The sequence below is a fragment of the Pseudomonas sp. MAG733B genome (assembly GCF_036884845.1).
Taxonomy (GTDB): domain Bacteria; phylum Pseudomonadota; class Gammaproteobacteria; order Pseudomonadales; family Pseudomonadaceae; genus Aquipseudomonas.
On record NZ_CP145732.1, the window covers coordinates 6,601,992 to 6,619,866 of the forward strand.

15 protein-coding genes are annotated in these 17,875 nt (G+C 59.2%); 12 read left to right on the top strand and 3 right to left on the bottom strand.

All coding sequences use genetic code 11. The features are described from left to right. Window positions 1–5 precede the first annotated feature (5 nt). The gene (locus V6Z53_RS30380) at window positions 6–998 is read left to right on the top strand and encodes an alpha/beta hydrolase family protein (RefSeq protein WP_338583468.1); all 993 of its coding nucleotides are present in this window, start codon (window positions 6–8) and stop codon (window positions 996–998) included. A gap of 138 nt (window positions 999–1,136) precedes the next feature. Here V6Z53_RS30380 and V6Z53_RS30385 read toward each other — a convergent pair whose 3' ends face one another. Genes V6Z53_RS30385 through V6Z53_RS30395 form a run of 3 tightly spaced genes read right to left on the bottom strand, consistent with a single transcriptional unit; the run spans window position 1,137 to window position 3,593 of the window. Continuing rightward, window positions 1,137–1,904 (bottom strand): TerB family tellurite resistance protein, encoded by a 768-nt coding sequence (locus V6Z53_RS30385; protein WP_338583469.1) that lies wholly within the window; start codon window positions 1,902–1,904, stop codon window positions 1,137–1,139. A gap of 1 nt (window position 1,905) precedes the next feature. Then, complete coding sequence (gene murU, locus V6Z53_RS30390) at window positions 1,906–2,577, bottom strand: N-acetylmuramate alpha-1-phosphate uridylyltransferase MurU (protein WP_338583470.1); 672 nt, start codon at window positions 2,575–2,577, stop codon at window positions 1,906–1,908. After that, entirely contained in the window at window positions 2,574–3,593 is a 1,020-nt protein-coding gene (locus V6Z53_RS30395) for a phosphotransferase (protein ID WP_338583471.1), read from the bottom strand. The genes murU and V6Z53_RS30395 overlap by 4 nt, the downstream gene beginning before the upstream one ends. Before the next feature lie 130 nt (window positions 3,594–3,723). Between V6Z53_RS30395 and V6Z53_RS30400 the strand changes: the two genes are divergently transcribed. From V6Z53_RS30400 to V6Z53_RS30450, 11 genes are all read left to right on the top strand, one after another. Further along, complete coding sequence (locus V6Z53_RS30400) at window positions 3,724–6,522, top strand: LPS-assembly protein LptD (RefSeq protein WP_338583473.1); 2,799 nt, start codon at window positions 3,724–3,726, stop codon at window positions 6,520–6,522. Beyond that, window positions 6,497–7,819 (top strand): peptidylprolyl isomerase SurA, encoded by a 1,323-nt coding sequence (surA, locus tag V6Z53_RS30405; RefSeq protein WP_338583475.1) that lies wholly within the window; start codon window positions 6,497–6,499, stop codon window positions 7,817–7,819. Before V6Z53_RS30400 ends, surA begins: the two co-directional genes overlap by 26 nt. Continuing rightward, window positions 7,816–8,805: a 4-hydroxythreonine-4-phosphate dehydrogenase PdxA gene (gene pdxA, locus V6Z53_RS30410; RefSeq protein ID WP_338583477.1), complete on the top strand. Its 990-nt coding sequence runs from the start codon at window positions 7,816–7,818 to the stop codon at window positions 8,803–8,805. Before surA ends, pdxA begins: the two co-directional genes overlap by 4 nt. After that, the gene (gene rsmA / locus V6Z53_RS30415; protein ID WP_338583479.1) at window positions 8,802–9,620 is read left to right on the top strand and encodes a 16S rRNA (adenine(1518)-N(6)/adenine(1519)-N(6))-dimethyltransferase RsmA; all 819 of its coding nucleotides are present in this window, start codon (window positions 8,802–8,804) and stop codon (window positions 9,618–9,620) included. The genes pdxA and rsmA overlap by 4 nt, the downstream gene beginning before the upstream one ends. 123 nt (window positions 9,621–9,743) lie before the next feature. Beyond that, entirely contained in the window at window positions 9,744–10,124 is a 381-nt protein-coding gene (gene apaG, locus V6Z53_RS30420) for a Co2+/Mg2+ efflux protein ApaG (RefSeq protein ID WP_338583481.1), read from the top strand. Further along, complete coding sequence (locus V6Z53_RS30425) at window positions 10,124–11,008, top strand: symmetrical bis(5'-nucleosyl)-tetraphosphatase (RefSeq protein WP_338583483.1); 885 nt, start codon at window positions 10,124–10,126, stop codon at window positions 11,006–11,008. Before apaG ends, V6Z53_RS30425 begins: the two co-directional genes overlap by 1 nt. A 33-nt stretch (window positions 11,009–11,041) precedes the next feature. After that, window positions 11,042–11,371 carry a thiosulfate sulfurtransferase GlpE gene (gene glpE, locus V6Z53_RS30430; RefSeq protein WP_338583484.1) on the top strand — a complete coding sequence of 110 codons (330 nt, stop codon included), beginning with the start codon at window positions 11,042–11,044 and terminating at the stop codon, window positions 11,369–11,371. Window positions 11,372–11,668: 297 nt separating this feature from the next. Then, entirely contained in the window at window positions 11,669–13,591 is a 1,923-nt protein-coding gene (locus V6Z53_RS30435; protein WP_045059965.1) for a PrkA family serine protein kinase, read from the top strand. 140 nt (window positions 13,592–13,731) lie between these two features. Next, the gene (locus tag V6Z53_RS30440; RefSeq protein ID WP_110754831.1) at window positions 13,732–15,003 is read left to right on the top strand and encodes a YeaH/YhbH family protein; all 1,272 of its coding nucleotides are present in this window, start codon (window positions 13,732–13,734) and stop codon (window positions 15,001–15,003) included. After that, complete coding sequence (locus V6Z53_RS30445) at window positions 15,000–16,562, top strand: SpoVR family protein (protein ID WP_338583489.1); 1,563 nt, start codon at window positions 15,000–15,002, stop codon at window positions 16,560–16,562. The genes V6Z53_RS30440 and V6Z53_RS30445 overlap by 4 nt, the downstream gene beginning before the upstream one ends. Before the next feature lie 63 nt (window positions 16,563–16,625). Beyond that, window positions 16,626–17,855: a multifunctional CCA addition/repair protein gene (locus V6Z53_RS30450; protein WP_338583491.1), complete on the top strand. Its 1,230-nt coding sequence runs from the start codon at window positions 16,626–16,628 to the stop codon at window positions 17,853–17,855. Window positions 17,856–17,875 lie beyond the last annotated feature (20 nt).

Here is a 17,875-nt window from a genome sequence, read left to right on the forward strand (position 1 = left end):
ATCCGATGCCCCCTGTCTACCGCCTGGCACTGCCAGCATTGTGCCTGTCGCTGATCCTGCCATGCGCTTTTTCCGTCGAGGCTGCCGACCCGGCGCCTGCCGCCGCGGAACAACCCGCGCAAGAAAAACCGGTTGAACGCCAGCCGTTGCCTGAGCGTAGTCAGGAAGAAGCGGCAGCACTCGAACGAAAAATCCCGGCCCAGGAGCAGCAGCAACTGCAAGCGGGCGGCGACACTTTCCTGGCCTTGTGGAAACCGGCCAATACCGCCGAACCCAAAGGCGCGGTGATTATCGTCCCGGGCGCTGGCGAAACCGTTGACTGGCCGCAAGCAATCGGTCCGTTGCGCCGCCAACTGCCGGACGCGCAATGGAGCAGCCTGAGTATCACCTTGCCGGACGTGCAAAGCGATGCCATTGCGCCACGCGTTGCCGAAGTGCCGCCAACGCCCAAGACGCCGGACGCTGGCAGCAAGGACTCGACCACCGCCGCCCCCATCGAACAGGCAGCCGGCGGTGAAGCCGAAGTGGCGGACAAACCCGTCGCCGAAACCAGTGAAGAACAGTCCAAAGCCGATGCCGAGCGAATCTTCGCTCGCATCGACGCGGCGATTGCGTTCGCCGAACAGCAAAGCGCTCGCAGCATTGTCGTACTGGGTCATGGCACTGGCGCTTATTGGGCCGCGCGGTATCTGAGCGAAAAACAGCCATCGCAAGTCGAGCGTTTCGTCATGGTTGCTGCGCAGACACCTGCCAAGGCGAAACCGGAACTGGATGAGCTCGCCCCAACCTTGAAACTGCCTACCGCCGACATCTTCTACATGGACAAACCGCTGGACCGTAACGCGGCGCTGGCCCGGTTGCAGGCGAGCAAGCGTTTGAAGACGTCGGCGTTCAGCCAGGTTTCGCTCAAGGCGTTGCCGGGAGACAGCAAGGCGCAGCAGGAACAGCTGGTTCGGCGGGTGCGGGGTTGGTTGAATCCGCAGAATGCGGCGAATTGATAGAGCGCGTCGCACCCATCGCTGGCAAGCCAGCTCCCACAGTATTTATGTCGATCACAAAATTTGTGTACGACTCAAATACTGTGGGAGCTGGCTTGCCAGCGATGGCGCCATTGAAAACAACACCTAACTGTCCTGCTAGCGAAAATCCCGCCGCTGCCGAATCAGCGTATAGGCAGTGTGCAGCTCCCGGGTTTTCTCGGTCGCCTCACGAACCTGCGACACCGTCGCCCCACTGCCGGCAATCTTGTCCGGGTGATGGCGACTGAGCAGACGCCGATAGGCGCGTTTGATCTGCGCCGGCTCACTGGTAGCCGACACCCCCAACAGTCGCAACGCGTCCTGATACGTCACCGCACCGCTGACCTGTGGCCGCTTATGCGGTTCATAGTCGTGGGCCAGTGCCTGTACCTGATGCGACGTCCAGCCCAGCCACTTGCCCCACTGGGCAATCAGCTCGCGCTCACTGCTCCCAGCCCGACCATCGGCCCAGACCATCCGCCAACAGGCGCGTAACACGCCTTCGGCCGCATGGGGCTGAGCACTCAGGCGACGCAGATAACCGCGCAATCGGTCGTTGCCCGTCTTGCCGCGATTGAATGCGGCAATCGCCCGCCGCTGGGCCGGTTCGTTCATTTCCAGAGAGCGCATTTCCTGGCGCGCCTGCTGGATATGACCCTCCACCACTCGCCCGTCGCACTTGGCCAGCCGGCCGAGCAACACGAACAGCAGTTCATCGTTGCGCAGTACCGGACGACCGCCGAGTTTTTCCCGCAGATGCGCCCAACTTTGCAGGTGCAGGCGTCGATCCAGCGCCTGTCCCAGCAAGGCACCGAGCATGGCCCCCGGAATGCTGGCAATGGCAAAGCCCGCTCCGGCTCCGATCAGAGTCCCTGGCCATAGCATGTCAGCGGCTCGCTTCGATCAGGTTTTCCGCTTCAGCCAAGCGCTCGTGAGTGCCGACATCCACCCACTGCCCGTTCAGGTGTTCGCCCGACACCTGCCCGTTTGCCATCGCGGCACGCAGCAACGGCGCCAGTTTGAACGCCCCGTCGGAGCAACCTTCGAACAACTGCGGATGCAATACGGCGATGCCGCTGTAGGTCAGGGTGGCCGCATCCGGTTGCCCGTCGCGGACCTGGCCGTCGATCAACTGGAAATCCCCGCTCGGATGATGAGCCGGGTTGTTCGCCAGCACCAGGTGAGCCAGGCCGAAAATCGGCTGATGCAGCACACTGAAGTCGTAATCGGTCCAGATGTCGCCATTGACCACGACAAAGGCGTCATCACCCAGCAACGGCAATGCACGGAAAATCCCGCCGCCGGTTTCCAGCGGCTCGCCTTCCGGCGAGTACTGGATGCTGACGCCATAGCGCGAACCGTCGCCCAGATAATCCTCGATCTGCTGACCGAGCCAGGCATGATTGATCACGATCTCGGTAAACCCGGCAGCGGCCAGCGCACGCAGGTGATACTCGATCAGCGGCACCCCGCCGGCGCGAACCAGCGGCTTTGGCGTGGTCAGGGTCAGCGGGCGCATGCGCTCGCCTTTGCCGGCCGCCAGAATCATCGCCTTCATGCCTTTACTCCAGCGCGCAGACTGGCCAGCAGCACATCCAGTTCAGCCAGTTCAGGACGGCGGGCGATCACAGCATCTATATAGGCGAAGAAACGCGGCACATCGCCCAGATAACGCGGTTTGCCATCGCGATGGCAGATGCGCGCGAAGATACCGATCACTTTCAGGTGACGCTGCACGCCCATCAGGTCGCTGGCGCGCAGGAAGTCTTCGAAGTCCGGCTGCACCGGAATGTTCAGCGCAGTGGCCTGCTGCCAATAACTTTCCAGCCAACCGCGCACGCGTTCCTCGGGCCAGCTGAGGAAGGCGTCCTTGAACAGACAAGTCACGTCGTAGGTCACCGGGCCATAGACCGCATCCTGGAAATCCAGCACACCGGGGTTCGGTTCGCTGAGCATCAGGTTGCGTGGCATGTAGTCGCGATGAACCAGGACTTTTGGCTGGGCCAGGGCGCTGTCGATCAACAAATCGCTGACTTGCTGCCAGAGCACTTGTTGCGCGGCGTCGAACTCGATACCCAGTTCACGCTTCACGTACCATTCAGGGAACAGTTCGAGCTCGCGACGCAACAACGCCACGTCATAACTCGGCAACGGCGCAACCATCGGCAGCTGTTGAAAAGCCAACAGTGCTTGCAGGGCATCGTTGAACAAATCGTCGGCATTTTCGCTGTCGATGACGTCCAGATAAGTCTTGTTGCCCAGGTCGTTCAGCAAAAGAAATCCGCGTTCGAGGTCTTCTGCATAAATTTTCGGCACATTTATTCCGGATTTCGCCAGCAAAAAAGCGATATCCACGAAGGGTTTGCAGTTTTCCTGGGGCGGCGGCGCATCCATCACGATGAAACTTCTACCCGCGCCTTCCCAACGGAAATAACGCCGGAAACTCGCGTCGCTGCTGGCCGCGGTCAACGTGGCCGGGGGTACGGAGCCCCAGCCCCGGTCCGCAAAAAGGGTCGCCAATTGTTCATCGAGCCAAACTTTCAGGTGTTGCAAACGTACATCTTGGTCAGGCATTGCAAGGGTCTCCGACGGCGCTAGCCGTCAAGCGGGTCATGCTTTATTATCCAGCATCTTTTTCAGACCATCGAGAGGCGTGCGGCCCACACCGCGGGCAGATGGCACGCAGGAAGCCCGGACTAATAAGATGGCATTGAAATCCCCCGCGTTTCGTAAAAAATTTCCGTTGTTGGTAACCGGCAGTCTGCTGGCCTTGCAACCTCTAGCCACTTCCTTCGTGGTCGCCGCGGAACAGTATGACTGCTCAGTCTCTGCTTCGGGTGCCTGGGACTGTGCGCCAAAGGCACCGGCGGCTGCATTGCCTCCGCGTCCCGTCCATGACGGCAGCGCAGTTTCCGCAACCGGCGAAACACCGGCCGAGGAAGGCTCCAGCGAAGACACCGGTGCCAAGACTGCGCTGGTTACCGAGTCCAAGGGCCGCGGCTTGAAGTCGCGTAGCGAAGACTACAGTCACCTCGACTGGGTTCCCCGTGAGCAGCTCACTGCAGCGCAACTGGCCGAAACCGGACCTTATTGCTCTGGTTCCTATATCGAACCGATTCGTCCTGGCATGAATGACAAGACGAACAAAAGTGACGCGCCTACCTTTATCGGCGCCAAGGCCTCCCGCTATAAGCAGGATGAGCAAGTCGCCACCCTGGCCGGTGACGTGGTCATGCGCCAGGGCAGCATGCAGGTCGAAGCCGACGAAGCCAACCTTTACCAGGCCGAGAGCCGTGGTGAGCTGAGTGGCAACGTGCGCATTCGCGACAACGGCGCTCTGATCGTGGGCGACCACGCCGACGTGCAGCTCGATACCGGTGAAGCCAAGGTCGACAACGCCGAATACGTGATGCACAAATCCCGTATCCGCGGTAACGCGCTGTACGCCAAGCGTGCCGAGAACGCCATCATCCGCCTGAAGGATGGTACGTACACCACGTGCGAACCGAACAGCAACGCCTGGCAGCTCAAGGGCAACAATATCACCTTGAACCCGGCCACCGGTTTCGGTACCGCGACCAACGTGACATTGCGAGTCAAGGACATTCCGGTCCTGTACACGCCGTACATCTATTTCCCGATCGATGACCGTCGCCAGTCCGGTTTCCTGCCGCCGACCATCGGCACCGGCAGCGATACCGGCTTCATGCTGGTCACGCCGTACTATTTCAACCTGGCACCGAACTACGATGCCACGTTGTACCCGCGCTACATGAGCAAGCGTGGCATGTTGGTGGAAGGCGAATTCCGCTACCTGACCAAATCCAGCGAAGGTCAGTTCGGCGCCGCCTACCTCAACGACGAGGACGACGAGCGCAAGCTGCAGACTGACTACGAAAAAACCCGCTACATGTACAACTGGCAGCACAAGGGTGGTCTTGATTCGCGTGTGTTCACGCAAGTCGACTACACCAAGATCAGCGATCCTTATTACTTCCAGGATCTGCAGACTGACCAGATTGGCGTGAAAAGTGCCGACTACGTGAACCAGCAGGGCGCCGTCACTTATCGCGGCGACAGCTACACCGCTCGCGTGAATGCCCAGGCTTATCAGCTCGCGACCGTGTCGAACATCACGCCGTACGACCGTTTGCCGCAGATCACCTTTGATGGTGCGCTGCCGTATCGTCCAGAAGGCCTGGAATTCACGTACAACACTGAAATCGTGCGATTCGACCGGGACCTGGAAAACGGTAACTTCACCGATGAAAACGGTAATGTGGAACCGCGTCTCGACACCAACGTTCAAGGCTTGGCCCGTGCTACCGGTGATCGCCTGAACCTTGCTCCTGCCGTCGCCCTGCCGTTGAACTGGACGTATGGTTTCCTGAAGCCGAAACTCAAGTACCAATACACGCAGTACGAACTGGACCTGGACAGCATCGGCAAGAACCAGATTGCAGCGCAATCCGCCGAGCAGGACCGCCTCCTTGGCACCTTTGGCAGCAGCCAGAACCGTGGCGTGCCGATTGCCAGCGTCGACAGCGGCCTGTATTTCGATCGCGACACCCAATGGTTCGGCAAGAACTATCGCCAGACGCTTGAACCACGCCTGTTCTATCTCTACGTGCCAGAGAAGGACCAGGAAGACATTCCGGTATTCGACACCAGCGAATACACCTTCAACTACGCGTCGTTGTTCCGCGACAACCGTTTCTCCGGTTCCGACCGTGTCGGCGACGAAAACAAGCTGTCGCTGGGCGTAACCAGTCGCTGGATCGAAGACAACGGTTTCGAACGTCAACGCATCAGCGTCGGCCAAGCGTTTTATTTCAAGGATCGCGAAGTCCAGCTGCCGGGTATCGATGCAAAAACCCGTGAAGATGCGCATTCCGATGTTTCTCCATACGCTCTGGAATACGAATATCGCTGGAACCGCGATTGGCGCACCACCGCCGATTACAACTGGGACCCGGACACCCGCAGCCCTCGCTCGGGTAGCGCGATGTTCCACTATCAGCCTGAAGACAACCCGAACAAGGTCGTCAACGCCGGCTATCGCTATCGCAATGACCAGGTTCGTTACGACCAGAACACCGGTCAATGGCAAGTGGGTGGCGGTGACTACGGCGTCCCGGGCCAGCCTGGCTACGTGAAGGATTACTACAAGATCGTGCAGCACGACTTCTCGGTGATCTGGCCGGTCGTGCCGCAATGGAACGTCATCAGCCGCTGGCAGTACGACTACAACCGCAACCGTACCCTGGAAGCCTTCGGTGGTTTCGAGTACGACAACTGCTGCTGGAAACTTCGTTTGATCAACCGTTACTGGGTCGACTATGAAGAATTCAGTCAGGCCGCTCCGGAAAACGAAAAAGGCGACCATGGCGTCTTCCTCCAAATTGTTCTGAAGGGACTCGGGGGCCTCACCGGCTCCAAGGTAGAGAGTTTCCTCGACAAAGGCATTCAAGGTTATCGTGAACGTGAAGACCAAGCTTTCTGATTGTCTGCGCCCGCTGCTGCTGGGCGCGCTGTTCCTGGGTACCGCGGCCAACGCCGCGGTGCAGTCCATCGATAAAGTGGTGGCCATCGTCGACAACGATGTGGTCATGCAGAGCCAACTGGACCAGCGCGTTCATGAAGTTCAGCAAACCATCGCCAAGCGCAGCTCTGCCGTGCCTCCGGCCAGCGTGTTGGAGCAACAGGTGCTTGAGCGCCTGATCGTCGAAAACCTGCAACTGCAGATCGGCGAACGTTCCGGCATCCGCATCACCGATGAAGAACTGAACCAGGCTGTCGGCACCATCGCCCAGCGCAACAACATGACGGTCGACCAGTTCCGTGCGGCCCTGACTCACGACGGTCTGTCCTACGACGACGCCCGTGACCAGATCCGTCGCGAAATGGTCATCAGCCGTGTACGTCAGCGCCGTGTGGCCGAACGCATCCAGGTGTCCGAGCAGGAAGTGAAGAACTTCCTCGCTTCCGACCTTGGCAAGATGCAGCTGTCCGAAGAGTTCCGCCTGTCCAACATCCTGATTCCTACGCCGGAAAGCGCCAACTCCGACGCGATTCAGAACGCAGCCAAACAGGCTGACGCGGTTTACCAGCAGCTCAAGCAAGGCGCTGACTTCGGTCAGTTGGCCATCGCCAAGTCCGCCAGCGAAACCGCACTGGAAGGCGGCGACATGGGCTGGCGTAAAGCCGCTCAACTGCCACCTCCGTTCGATCGCCTGTTGAGCACCATGACTGTTGGCGACATCACCCAGCCAATGCGCACGCCGGGGGGCTTCATCATCCTGAAGATCACCGACAAGCGTGGCGGTCAAGCGCAGGTGCGTGACGAAGTACACGTGCGTCACATCCTGGTCAAACCGAGCCCGATCCGCGACGAAGCAAAGACCAAAGCGTTGGCTGAATCGCTCTACGCTCGCATCGAAGCTGGCGAAGATTTCGGCGAGCTGGCGAAAAGCTTCTCGGAAGACCCGGGCTCCGCTCTCAACGGCGGCGACCTAAACTGGATCGACCCGAACGCACTGGTTCCGGAGTTCCGCGAAGTGATGGCCAAGACCCCACAAGGTCAGCTGTCCAAGCCATTCCAGACTCAATATGGCTGGCACGTCCTGGAAGTCCTTGGCCGCCGCGCCACCGACAGCACCACCCAGGCTCGCGAGCAACAAGCCATGACCGTACTGCGTAACCGCAAATACGACGAAGAGCTGCAAACCTGGCTGCGTCAGATCCGTGACGAAGCGTACGTAGAAATCAAACTCCCTGGCGCCGACCAGGCAGCGCAGTGAAACCCAGACGTTTCGCGCTGACACCCGGCGAACCGGCCGGCATAGGTCCCGACCTGTGCCTGCTGCTCGCCTCGCAAGCCCAGCCACACCCCCTGATTGCCATTACCAGCCGCGACCTGCTCCTTGAGCGGGCCGCGCAGCTGGGCGTGGTTGTCGACTTGCTGCCGGTCACACCGGACAGCTGGCCGGATGTACCCGCGCCTGCCAACAGCCTGTATGTCTGGGATACACCACTTAACGCCAAGGTCGTCGCCGGGCAACTGGACAAGGCCAACGCGGCTTTTGTCCTGGAAACCCTGACCCGTGCCGGCCAAGGGTGTCTGGATGGACATTTCGCCGGGATGATCACCGCGCCCGTGCACAAGGGCGTGATCAACGAATCCGGGATCGCCTTTTCCGGGCACACGGAGTTCCTCGCCGACCTGACCCACACCGCACAAGTGGTGATGATGCTGGCCACCCGTGGCCTGCGCGTGGCGCTGGTCACCACCCACCTGCCGCTTCGCGAGATCGCCGACGCGATCACGCCGGAGCGTCTGGAACGGGTTACGCGAATCCTGCATGCCGACCTGCAAGAAAAGTTCGGCATCGCCCAGCCACGCATTCTGGTGTGCGGGCTCAACCCCCATGCCGGTGAAGGCGGACACCTGGGCCATGAAGAAATCGATATCATCGAACCCACATTAGAGCGCCTGCGCGGCGAAGGCATGGACCTGCGCGGTCCCCTGCCCGCCGACACTCTGTTTACCCCCAAATATCTGGAGCACTGCGACGCAGTGCTGGCGATGTACCACGACCAGGGCCTGCCTGTGCTGAAATACAAAGGCTTCGGCGCTGCAGTCAACGTAACGCTGGGCCTGCCGATCATCCGCACTTCGGTCGACCACGGCACTGCCCTGGACCTGGCCGGCAGCGGCAAGATCGACACCGGCAGCCTGCAAGTCGCTCTGGAAACCGCCTACCAGATGGCCGAGACCCGTTTATGAACGAGCAATACCAACACAAGGCGCGCAAACGCTTTGGCCAGAATTTCCTGCACGATGCCGGTGTTATTGACCGCATCCTGCGCTCCATCCATGCAAAAGCCGAAGACCGCCTGCTGGAAATCGGCCCGGGCCAGGGTGCACTTACCCAAGGCCTGCTGAGCAGTGGCGCGCAACTCGATGTGGTGGAGCTGGACAAGGACCTGATCCCGATCCTCAACCAGCAGTTTGCCGGCAAGAGCAATTTCAACCTGCATCAGGGTGATGCGCTGAAATTCGACTTCAATAGCCTGAATGCCGCCCCCGGCAGTCTGCGCGTAGTCGGCAACCTGCCGTACAACATCTCCACACCGCTGATTTTCCACCTGCTGCACAACTCCCACCTGATCCGCGACATGCACTTCATGCTGCAAAAGGAAGTGGTCGAGCGTCTGGCGGCAGGGCCTGGCGGTGGTGACTGGGGCCGGTTGTCGATCATGGTTCAGTATCACTGCCGGGTTGAGCATCTGTTCAACGTCGGTCCGGGCGCGTTCAATCCGCCACCGAAAGTCGATTCGGCTATCGTGCGCCTGGTGCCTCACGCCGTGCTGCCGCATCCTGCCAAAGATCACAAACTGCTGGAACGCGTTGTACGCGAAGCTTTCAACCAGCGTCGCAAAACCTTGCGCAACACCCTCAAGTTGCTGCTGAGCAACGCTGAAATCGAAGCCGCCGGCGTCGATGGCAGCCTGCGTCCCGAGCAACTCGACCTGGCTGCCTTCGTGCGCCTGGCTGACAAACTCAGCGAACAATCCCTACAGAAGCCAGCAGACGTCTGACAGAACTGAAGCGTGATCGGGTAGGACACCAGCGCCCATGTCTGGTTTACTACCCGGTACTTGGCCTAGACTGATCCCAATCAGCTGCGCCCCGCGTCCCGCTTCGTTTTTAAGGCCTCTTGCATGTCCGATCCTCGTTATCAGGTCGACGTCAGCGTCGTCACCCGCTATCTGGCAGAACAATCGCAACCCGAACACGACCGCTTTGCCTTCGCCTACACCATCACCGTGCAAAACAATGGCCTGATACCGGCCAAACTGTTGTCACGGCACTGGGTGATCACCGATGGCGACGGACATGTCGAAGAGGTTCGCGGTGCGGGCGTCGTTGGCCAGCAGCCGTTGATCGACGTGGGCAAGAGCCACACCTACAGCAGCGGCACGGTCATGACCACCAAGGTCGGCACCATGCAAGGCACTTATCAGATGATTGCCGACGACGGTAAGCATTTCGACGCCATCATCGCGCCATTTCGTCTGGCGGTGCCCGGAGCCTTGCACTGATGGCGACGTATGCCGTCGGCGACTTGCAGGGCTGCCTGGAAGCGCTGCAATGCCTGCTCAAGCAAGTCGCGTTCGATCCGGCAAAGGATCGTCTGTGGCTGGTCGGCGACCTGGTCAACCGTGGTCCGCAATCGCTCGACACCCTGCGCTACCTCTATAGCATCCGCGAATCGCTGGTTTGCGTACTCGGCAACCACGACCTGCACTTGCTGGCCGCCGGGAAAAACATCGAACGCCTGAAGAAAGCCGATACCCTGCGCGAGATTATCGAAGCCCCCGATTGCGCCGAACTGCTGGAGTGGCTGCGCCAGCAAAAACTCCTGCATTACGACGCACAACGGAACATTGCGTTGGTGCATGCCGGCATTCCACCGCAATGGTCGCTGCGCAAAGCCCTGAAGTACGCCGACGAAGTCGAAACCGCCCTGCGCGACGACAACCTGCTTCCGCCCTACCTCGACGGCATGTACGGCAACGACCCGGCGAAATGGGACAGTGAGCTCAAAGGCGTGACGCGCCTGCGCGTCATCACCAACTATTTCACCCGCATGCGTTTCTGTACGGCCGAAGGCAAGCTCGATCTCAAGAGCAAGGAAGGTCTGGGTACCGCACCGGCAGGCTACAAGCCCTGGTTCCAGCACAAGGAACGCAAGACCAAGGACGTGAAGATCATCTTCGGTCATTGGGCCGCGCTGGAAGGCAACGTTCAAGAGCCGGGCATTTTCGCCCTCGACACCGGTTGCGTCTGGGGCGGCGCCTTGACCCTGATGAATGTCGACACTGGCGAACGCCTGTCCTGCAAATGCGACGAACATGGCAATGCCGCCACGTCACCGCTCACCCCACAAATTTCCGAACCATCGTCAGCCAGCGCCCCGCGCTAGACTGCGCTTTCAGCCGAGCCACAGGAGCCCGCCATGAGCGAATTCAAACGTATTCCCCCGGAACAGGCCCATACCCTGCGCGAACAAGGCGCAGTGGTGGTTGATGTTCGTGATCCCGCCACTTTCGCCGCCCTGCACATCGCCGGCTCGAAGCATCTGGACAATCATTCGCTGCACGCTTTCATCCAGGGTGCCGACCTTGATGCACCGACTGTCGTGGTCTGCTACCACGGCAATTCCAGCCAGGGCGCTGCCGCCTACCTGATCAGCCAGGGCTTCTCCGACGTCTACAGCATGGATGGCGGTTTTGAGCTGTGGCGTGCGACGTATCCTTCAGATACGGCGCAAGGCACCTCTGAATAATTTTTTTGTAACACGCAAGCCCCCGGCTCCCGCGGGCTAGCGCGGTGGCAGACGAACGGTCTGCCACAACTAATTACGTATCTCGCCTTTACCTCCCGAATTCCCAACTATCCTTAAGCGCAGGCCATCCAAAACAGGGGAGAGCCGGTACACCGGCGCGCGGATCATCGGGAGTAGCTTTCGCAGTAGTCAGCTGCGAAAGGTTTCTGGGGGGTAAACAGCGACTGCCTGTTCGGTTGCTGCCAGCATCGACTGAATGATCCGGCGTCGGCTCCACGTATCGAGCGAGGTGACGTCATGAGTATCTTTAGCCACTTCCAACAACGTTTCGAGTCCACACGCCAGGAAGAACTCTCGCTGCAAGAGTATCTGGAACTGTGCAAACAGGACCGTAGCGCCTACGTTTCCGCCGCCGAGCGTCTGCTCCTGGCCATCGGTGAACCGGAGCTGCTCGACACCTCGACCAACTCGAGACTGTCGCGAATCTTCTCCAACAAGGTGATCCGCCGCTATCCGGCCTTTGAAGACTTCCACGGGATGGAAGAATGCATCGACCAGATCGTTTCGTATTTCCGCCATGCCGCTCAGGGCCTGGAAGAGAAGAAACAAATCCTCTATCTGCTCGGTCCCGTCGGTGGCGGTAAATCGTCCCTGGCCGAGAAGCTCAAACAGCTGATCGAGAAAGTCCCCTTCTACGCGATCAAGGGCTCGCCGGTATTCGAATCGCCTCTGGGTCTGTTCAACGCCACTGAAGATGGCGCGATCCTCGAGGAAGACTTCGGCATTCCACGGCGCTACCTCAACACCATCATGTCGCCATGGGCCACCAAGCGCCTGGCCGAATTCGGCGGCGACATCAGCCAGTTCCGCGTGGTGAAACTGTACCCGTCGATCCTCAACCAGATCGCCGTGGCCAAAACCGAGCCGGGAGATGAAAACAACCAGGACATCTCGGCATTGGTGGGCAAGGTCGATATCCGCAAACTGGAAGAATTCCCGCAAAACGACGCCGACGCCTACAGCTACTCGGGCGCACTGTGCCGGGCCAACCAGGGCCTGATGGAATTCGTCGAAATGTTCAAGGCGCCGATCAAGGTGCTGCACCCATTGCTGACCGCCACCCAGGAAGGTAACTACAACAGTACCGAAGGCCTGGGCGCGATTCCATTCACCGGGATCCTGCTGGCCCACTCCAACGAATCGGAATGGCATACCTTCCGCAACAACAAGAACAACGAAGCGTTCATCGACCGGATCTACATCGTCAAAGTGCCGTACTGCCTGCGGGTCAGCGACGAAGTGAAGATCTACGACAAACTGCTGTTCAACAGCTCGCTGGCCAAGGCCCATTGCGCGCCCGACACCTTGAAAATGCTGGCGCAGTTCACTGTGCTGTCGCGCCTGAAGGAGCCGGAAAACTCCAACATCTATTCCAAGATGCGCGTGTATGACGGCGAGAACCTCAAGGACACCGATCCGAAGGCCAAGTCGATCCAGGAATACCGCGACAACGCCGGTGTCGACGAAGGCATGAACGGTCTGTCGACCCGCTTCGCGTTCAAGATCCTGTCGAAGGTGTTCAACTTCGATCCGCACGAAATCGCCGCCAACCCGGTGCATTTGCTCTACGTATTGGAACAACAGATCGAACAGGAACAGTTCCAGGCCGAGACCCGCGAACGCTACCTGCGTTTCCTGAAGGAGTACCTGGCACCGCGTTATATCGAATTCATCGGCAAGGAAATCCAGACTGCCTACCTCGAGTCTTACAGCGAGTACGGCCAGAACATCTTCGATCGCTACGTGCTGTACGCCGACTTCTGGATCCAGGACCAGGAATACCGCGATCCGGAAACCGGCGAGATCCTCAACCGCGTAGCCCTGAACGAGGAACTGGAAAAAATCGAAAAACCGGCCGGCATCAGCAATCCGAAAGATTTCCGCAACGAAATCGTCAACTTCGTACTGCGCGCCCGGGCCAACAACAACGGCAAGAACCCGACCTGGCTCAGCTACGAAAAACTGCGGGTGGTCATCGAGAAGAAAATGTTCTCCAACACCGAGGACCTGCTGCCGGTCATCAGCTTCAATGCCAAGGCCAGCAAAGAAGACCAGCAGAAACACAACGACTTCGTCACACGGATGGTCGAGCGGGGCTACACCGACAAACAGGTACGACTGCTGTCCGAGTGGTATCTGCGGGTCAGAAAATCACAGTGAGGCAGCGGCAAGCGGCAAGCTACAAGCCTCAAGCACACCGAGTGGGTGCTTGAGGCCCGTTTTTCCAGCCACCGCTTGCTTTAAAAGCTTTGAGCTTGCGGCTTGAAGCTTGTAACTGGAAGCTGCCCGGAGGGCTCCCTATGAGCTATGTGATCGACCGACGTCTCAATGGCAAGAACAAGAGCACGGTGAACCGTCAGCGGTTTCTGCGGCGTTACCGTGATCACATCAAGAAGGCTGTCGAAGAGGCGGTCAGTCGGCGCTCCATTACCGATATGGAGCACGGCGAGCAAATCAGCATTCCCGGCCGCGACATCGACGAGCCGGTGCTTCACCATGGTCGCGGCGGCAAACAGACGGTCGTGCACCCCGGCAACAAGGAATTCACCAGCGGCGAGCACATTGCCCGTCCACCGGGAGGTGGCGGTGGCAGAGGGCCTGGCAAGGCCGGTAACTCGGGCGAAGGGATGGACGAGTTCGTCTTCCAGATCACCCAGGAAGAATTCCTCGAGTTCATGTTCGAGGACCTTGAACTGCCGAACCTGGTCAAGCGCAACCTGACCGGCACCGACACCTTCAAGACCGTGCGTGCCGGGATCAGCAACGAGGGCAATCCGTCGCGGATCAACATCATCCGCACCCTGCGCTCAGCCCATGCACGACGAATCGCCCTGTCCGGCAGCAGCCGGGCAAAATTGCGCGAAGCCAAGGAAGAACTTCTGCGATTGAAGCAGGAAGAACCGGATAACTTCGGCGATATTCAGGACCTCGAAGCAGAAATCGAAAAACTCAGCGCGCGCATTCATCGCGTGCCGTTTCTCGACACCTTCGACCTCAAGTACAACCTGCTGATCAAGCAACCCAACCCCAGTTCGAAAGCGGTGATGTTCTGCCTGATGGACGTGTCCGGCTCAATGACCCAGGCGACAAAGGATATCGCCAAGCGCTTCTTTATCCTGCTGTACCTGTTTCTCAAGCGTAACTACGACAAGATCGACGTTGTGTTCATCCGTCACCACACCAGCGCCCGCGAAGTGGATGAGGAGGAGTTTTTCTACTCCCGTGAAACCGGCGGCACCATCGTCTCCAGCGCCCTGAAGCTGATGCAAGAGATCATGGCCGAGCGCTACCCGGCCAACGAATGGAACATCTACGCCGCCCAGGCTTCCGACGGCGACAACTGGAACGACGACTCGCCCATCTGCCGCGACATCCTGATCAACCAGATCATGCCGTTCGTGCAGTACTACACTTACGTTGAGATAACCCCACGCGAACATCAGGCCCTGTGGTTCGAGTACGAACGCATCGCCGAAGCCTTTTCTGACACTTTTGCCCAGCAACAACTGGTCTCGGCCGGGGATATCTATCCGGTCTTCCGTGAACTCTTCCAGCGCAGGTTAGTGACATGACCGCCAAAGAGCAGAAGCGCCAACCCATATCCACCGGCTCCGAATGGACGTTCGAGCTGATCCAGGCCTACGACCGCGAAATCAGCCGTATTGCGGCCGGTTACGCGCTCGATACCTACCCTAACCAGATCGAAGTGATCACCGCCGAACAGATGATGGACGCCTACGCTTCCGTCGGCATGCCACTGGGCTATCACCACTGGTCCTACGGCAAACACTTCCTCAGCACTGAAAAGTCCTACAGCCGTGGCCAAATGGGGCTGGCCTACGAGATCGTGATCAACTCCGACCCGTGCATCGCCTACCTGATGGAAGAAAACACCATCTGCATGCAGGCGTTGGTCGTGGCGCATGCCTGCTATGGCCATAACAGCTTTTTCAAAGGCAATTACCTGTTCCGCACCTGGACTGACGCCAGTTCTATCATCGATTACCTGGTGTTCGCCAAGCAGTACATCATGCAGTGCGAAGAACGCCACGGCATCGATGCGGTCGAGGACCTGCTCGATTCCTGCCATGCCCTGATGAACTACGGCGTCGACCGCTACAAACGCCCTTATCCGATTTCTGCCGAAGAGGAACGTCGCCGGCAAAAGGACCGAGAGGAACACCTGCAGAAACAGATCAACGACCTGTGGCGCACCATTCCAAAAGGCGCGGACAAGTACAGCGACAAGGACAACGCACGCTTCCCTGCCGAGCCGCAGGAAAACATCCTGTATTTCATCGAAAAACATGCGCCACTGCTTGAGCCTTGGCAGCGTGAAATCGTGCGGATCGTGCGCAAGATCGCCCAGTACTTCTACCCGCAACGTCAGACCCAGGTGATGAACGAAGGCTGGGCCACGTTCTGGCACTACACCCTGATGAACGACTTGTACGACGAGGGCCTGGTCACCGACGGCTTCATGATGGAGTTCCTGACATCCCACACCAGCGTGGTCTTCCAACCGGGCTTTGACAGCCCCTACTACAGCGGCATCAACCCGTATGCGCTGGGGTTTGCCATGTACCGCGATATCCGCCGCATGTGTGAAGAGCCTACGGAAGAAGATCGCCGCTGGTTCCCTGACATCGCCGGCACCGACTGGCTCGCAGCCATCAAGTTCGCCATGAGCAGCTTCAAGGATGAGAGCTTCATCCTGCAGTACCTGTCACCGAAGGTGATCCGCGATCTCAAGCTGTTCAGCATTCTCGACGACGATCAAAAGGACGACCTGCTGGTCCCGGCGATTCACGACGAGGGCGGCTACCGGATCATCCGTGAAACCCTGGCCGCCCAGTACAACCTGGGCAACCGCGAACCCAACGTGCAGATCTACAGCATCGACCGTCGTGGCGACCGCTCGCTGACCCTGCGCCACCAGCAACACGACCGCAAACCGCTGGGAGAGTCCACCGAGGAAGTGCTCAAACATCTGCATCGTCTCTGGGGCTTCGACATTCATCTGGAAACCCTGCAAGGGGATCAGGTGATGAAAACCCACCATGTGCCACCCAGAAGCGAACACAGCGAAGGCGATTACGGCCGACTGGACCTGGCCGTCATCCATCTTTGATTCTGTTTGTGCCTCCGAAAGCCCGACGCAACGGTTATCCTGTCGAGCTAACGGAGGTTTTTTATGCGGATTTATAAAGTTGGCGGTGCGGTGCGTGATCGCCTGCTGGGCATCCCGGTCACCGACGTCGATCGCGTCGTGGTCGGCGCCACTACCGAAGAGATGCTCGCCAAGGGATATCGCCCGGTAGGCGCGGATTTCCCGGTTTTCCTTCATCCAAAAACCGGTGAGGAATACGCCCTAGCCCGAACCGAACGCAAAAGCGGACGCGGATATGGCGGTTTTACGTTCCACGCCAGCCCTGAAGTAACCCTCGAAGAAGACCTGATCCGCCGCGACCTGACGATCAATGCCATGGCCGAGGATGATCAACAGAAGCTGACCGATCCCTACCATGGCCAGCGCGATCTTGAAGCACGCATTCTTCGCCATGTATCCCCCGCGTTTGCCGAAGATCCGCTCAGGGTTCTGCGAGTTGCGCGCTTTGCCGCACGCTATGCCGGCCTAGGTTTCACCGTTGCCCCCGAAACGCTGGAGCTGATGCGTCAACTCAGCGAGTCCGGTGAACTGGAAGCGTTGACGGCGGAGCGGAGCTTGAAAGAGATCTCCCGCGCGCTGATGGAAAACCAGCCTCAAGTATTCATTGAAGTGCTGCGTGCTTGCGGCGCACTCAAGGTGCTGATGCCAGAGGTCGACGCATTGTTCGGCGTACCGCAACCGGAGGCCCACCATCCGGAAATCGACACAGGCGTACATACCCTGAGCGTGCTGGAACAGGCCGCGTTGCACAAACAACCGCTGACCGTGCGCTGGGCCTGCCTGCTGCACGACCTCGGCAAAGGCCTGACACCGGAAGAGGAATGGCCCCGGCACATTGCCCACGAGTTCAAGGGACTGAAGCTGATCAAAGCGGTCAACGAACGCTTCAAGGCACCGAGGGATTGCCAGGAACTGGCGTTGTTGGTGGGCGAATATCACACCCACGGCCATCGTGCGCTGGAACTGAAGCCCTCGACCTTGCTGGAGTTGCTGCAAAGCTTCGACGTTTACCGTCGGCCGCAACGATTCGAAGAATTCATCGCGGCGTGCGAGATGGACGCACGCGGGCGCAAAGGATTGGAGGAGAGAAGTTACCCACAGGCGGATTATTTGCGCGGAGCGGCAACTGCGGCTCGTAGCGTCGCGGTTCAGCCGTTGCTGGAAAAGGGATTCAAGGGGCCCGAGTTGGGTGAGGCGATCAAGCGCGAACGGCTTAAAGCGTTGAAGGCCTACAAAGAGGCGGCGTCTGACTGAAAAGCATCGCGGGCAAGCCT

Bases quoted from the DNA above. Each gene is read 5' to 3' on its own strand.
- V6Z53_RS30380 (WP_338583468.1), top strand. From the start codon at position 6: ATGCCCCCTGTCTACCGCCTGGCACTGCCAGCATTGTGCCTGTCGCTG.
- V6Z53_RS30385 (WP_338583469.1), bottom strand. From the start codon at position 1,904: ATGCTATGGCCAGGGACTCTGATCGGAGCCGGAGCGGGCTTTGCCATT.
- murU (WP_338583470.1), bottom strand. From the start codon at position 2,577: ATGAAGGCGATGATTCTGGCGGCCGGCAAAGGCGAGCGCATGCGCCCG.
- V6Z53_RS30395 (WP_338583471.1), bottom strand. From the start codon at position 3,593: ATGCCTGACCAAGATGTACGTTTGCAACACCTGAAAGTTTGGCTCGAT.
- V6Z53_RS30400 (WP_338583473.1), top strand. From the start codon at position 3,724: ATGGCATTGAAATCCCCCGCGTTTCGTAAAAAATTTCCGTTGTTGGTA.
- rsmA (WP_338583479.1), top strand. From the start codon at position 8,802: ATGAACGAGCAATACCAACACAAGGCGCGCAAACGCTTTGGCCAGAAT.
- apaG (WP_338583481.1), top strand. From the start codon at position 9,744: ATGTCCGATCCTCGTTATCAGGTCGACGTCAGCGTCGTCACCCGCTAT.
- V6Z53_RS30425 (WP_338583483.1), top strand. From the start codon at position 10,124: ATGGCGACGTATGCCGTCGGCGACTTGCAGGGCTGCCTGGAAGCGCTG.
- glpE (WP_338583484.1), top strand. From the start codon at position 11,042: ATGAGCGAATTCAAACGTATTCCCCCGGAACAGGCCCATACCCTGCGC.
- V6Z53_RS30435 (WP_045059965.1), top strand. From the start codon at position 11,669: ATGAGTATCTTTAGCCACTTCCAACAACGTTTCGAGTCCACACGCCAG.
- V6Z53_RS30440 (WP_110754831.1), top strand. From the start codon at position 13,732: ATGAGCTATGTGATCGACCGACGTCTCAATGGCAAGAACAAGAGCACG.
- V6Z53_RS30445 (WP_338583489.1), top strand. From the start codon at position 15,000: ATGACCGCCAAAGAGCAGAAGCGCCAACCCATATCCACCGGCTCCGAA.
- V6Z53_RS30450 (WP_338583491.1), top strand. From the start codon at position 16,626: ATGCGGATTTATAAAGTTGGCGGTGCGGTGCGTGATCGCCTGCTGGGC.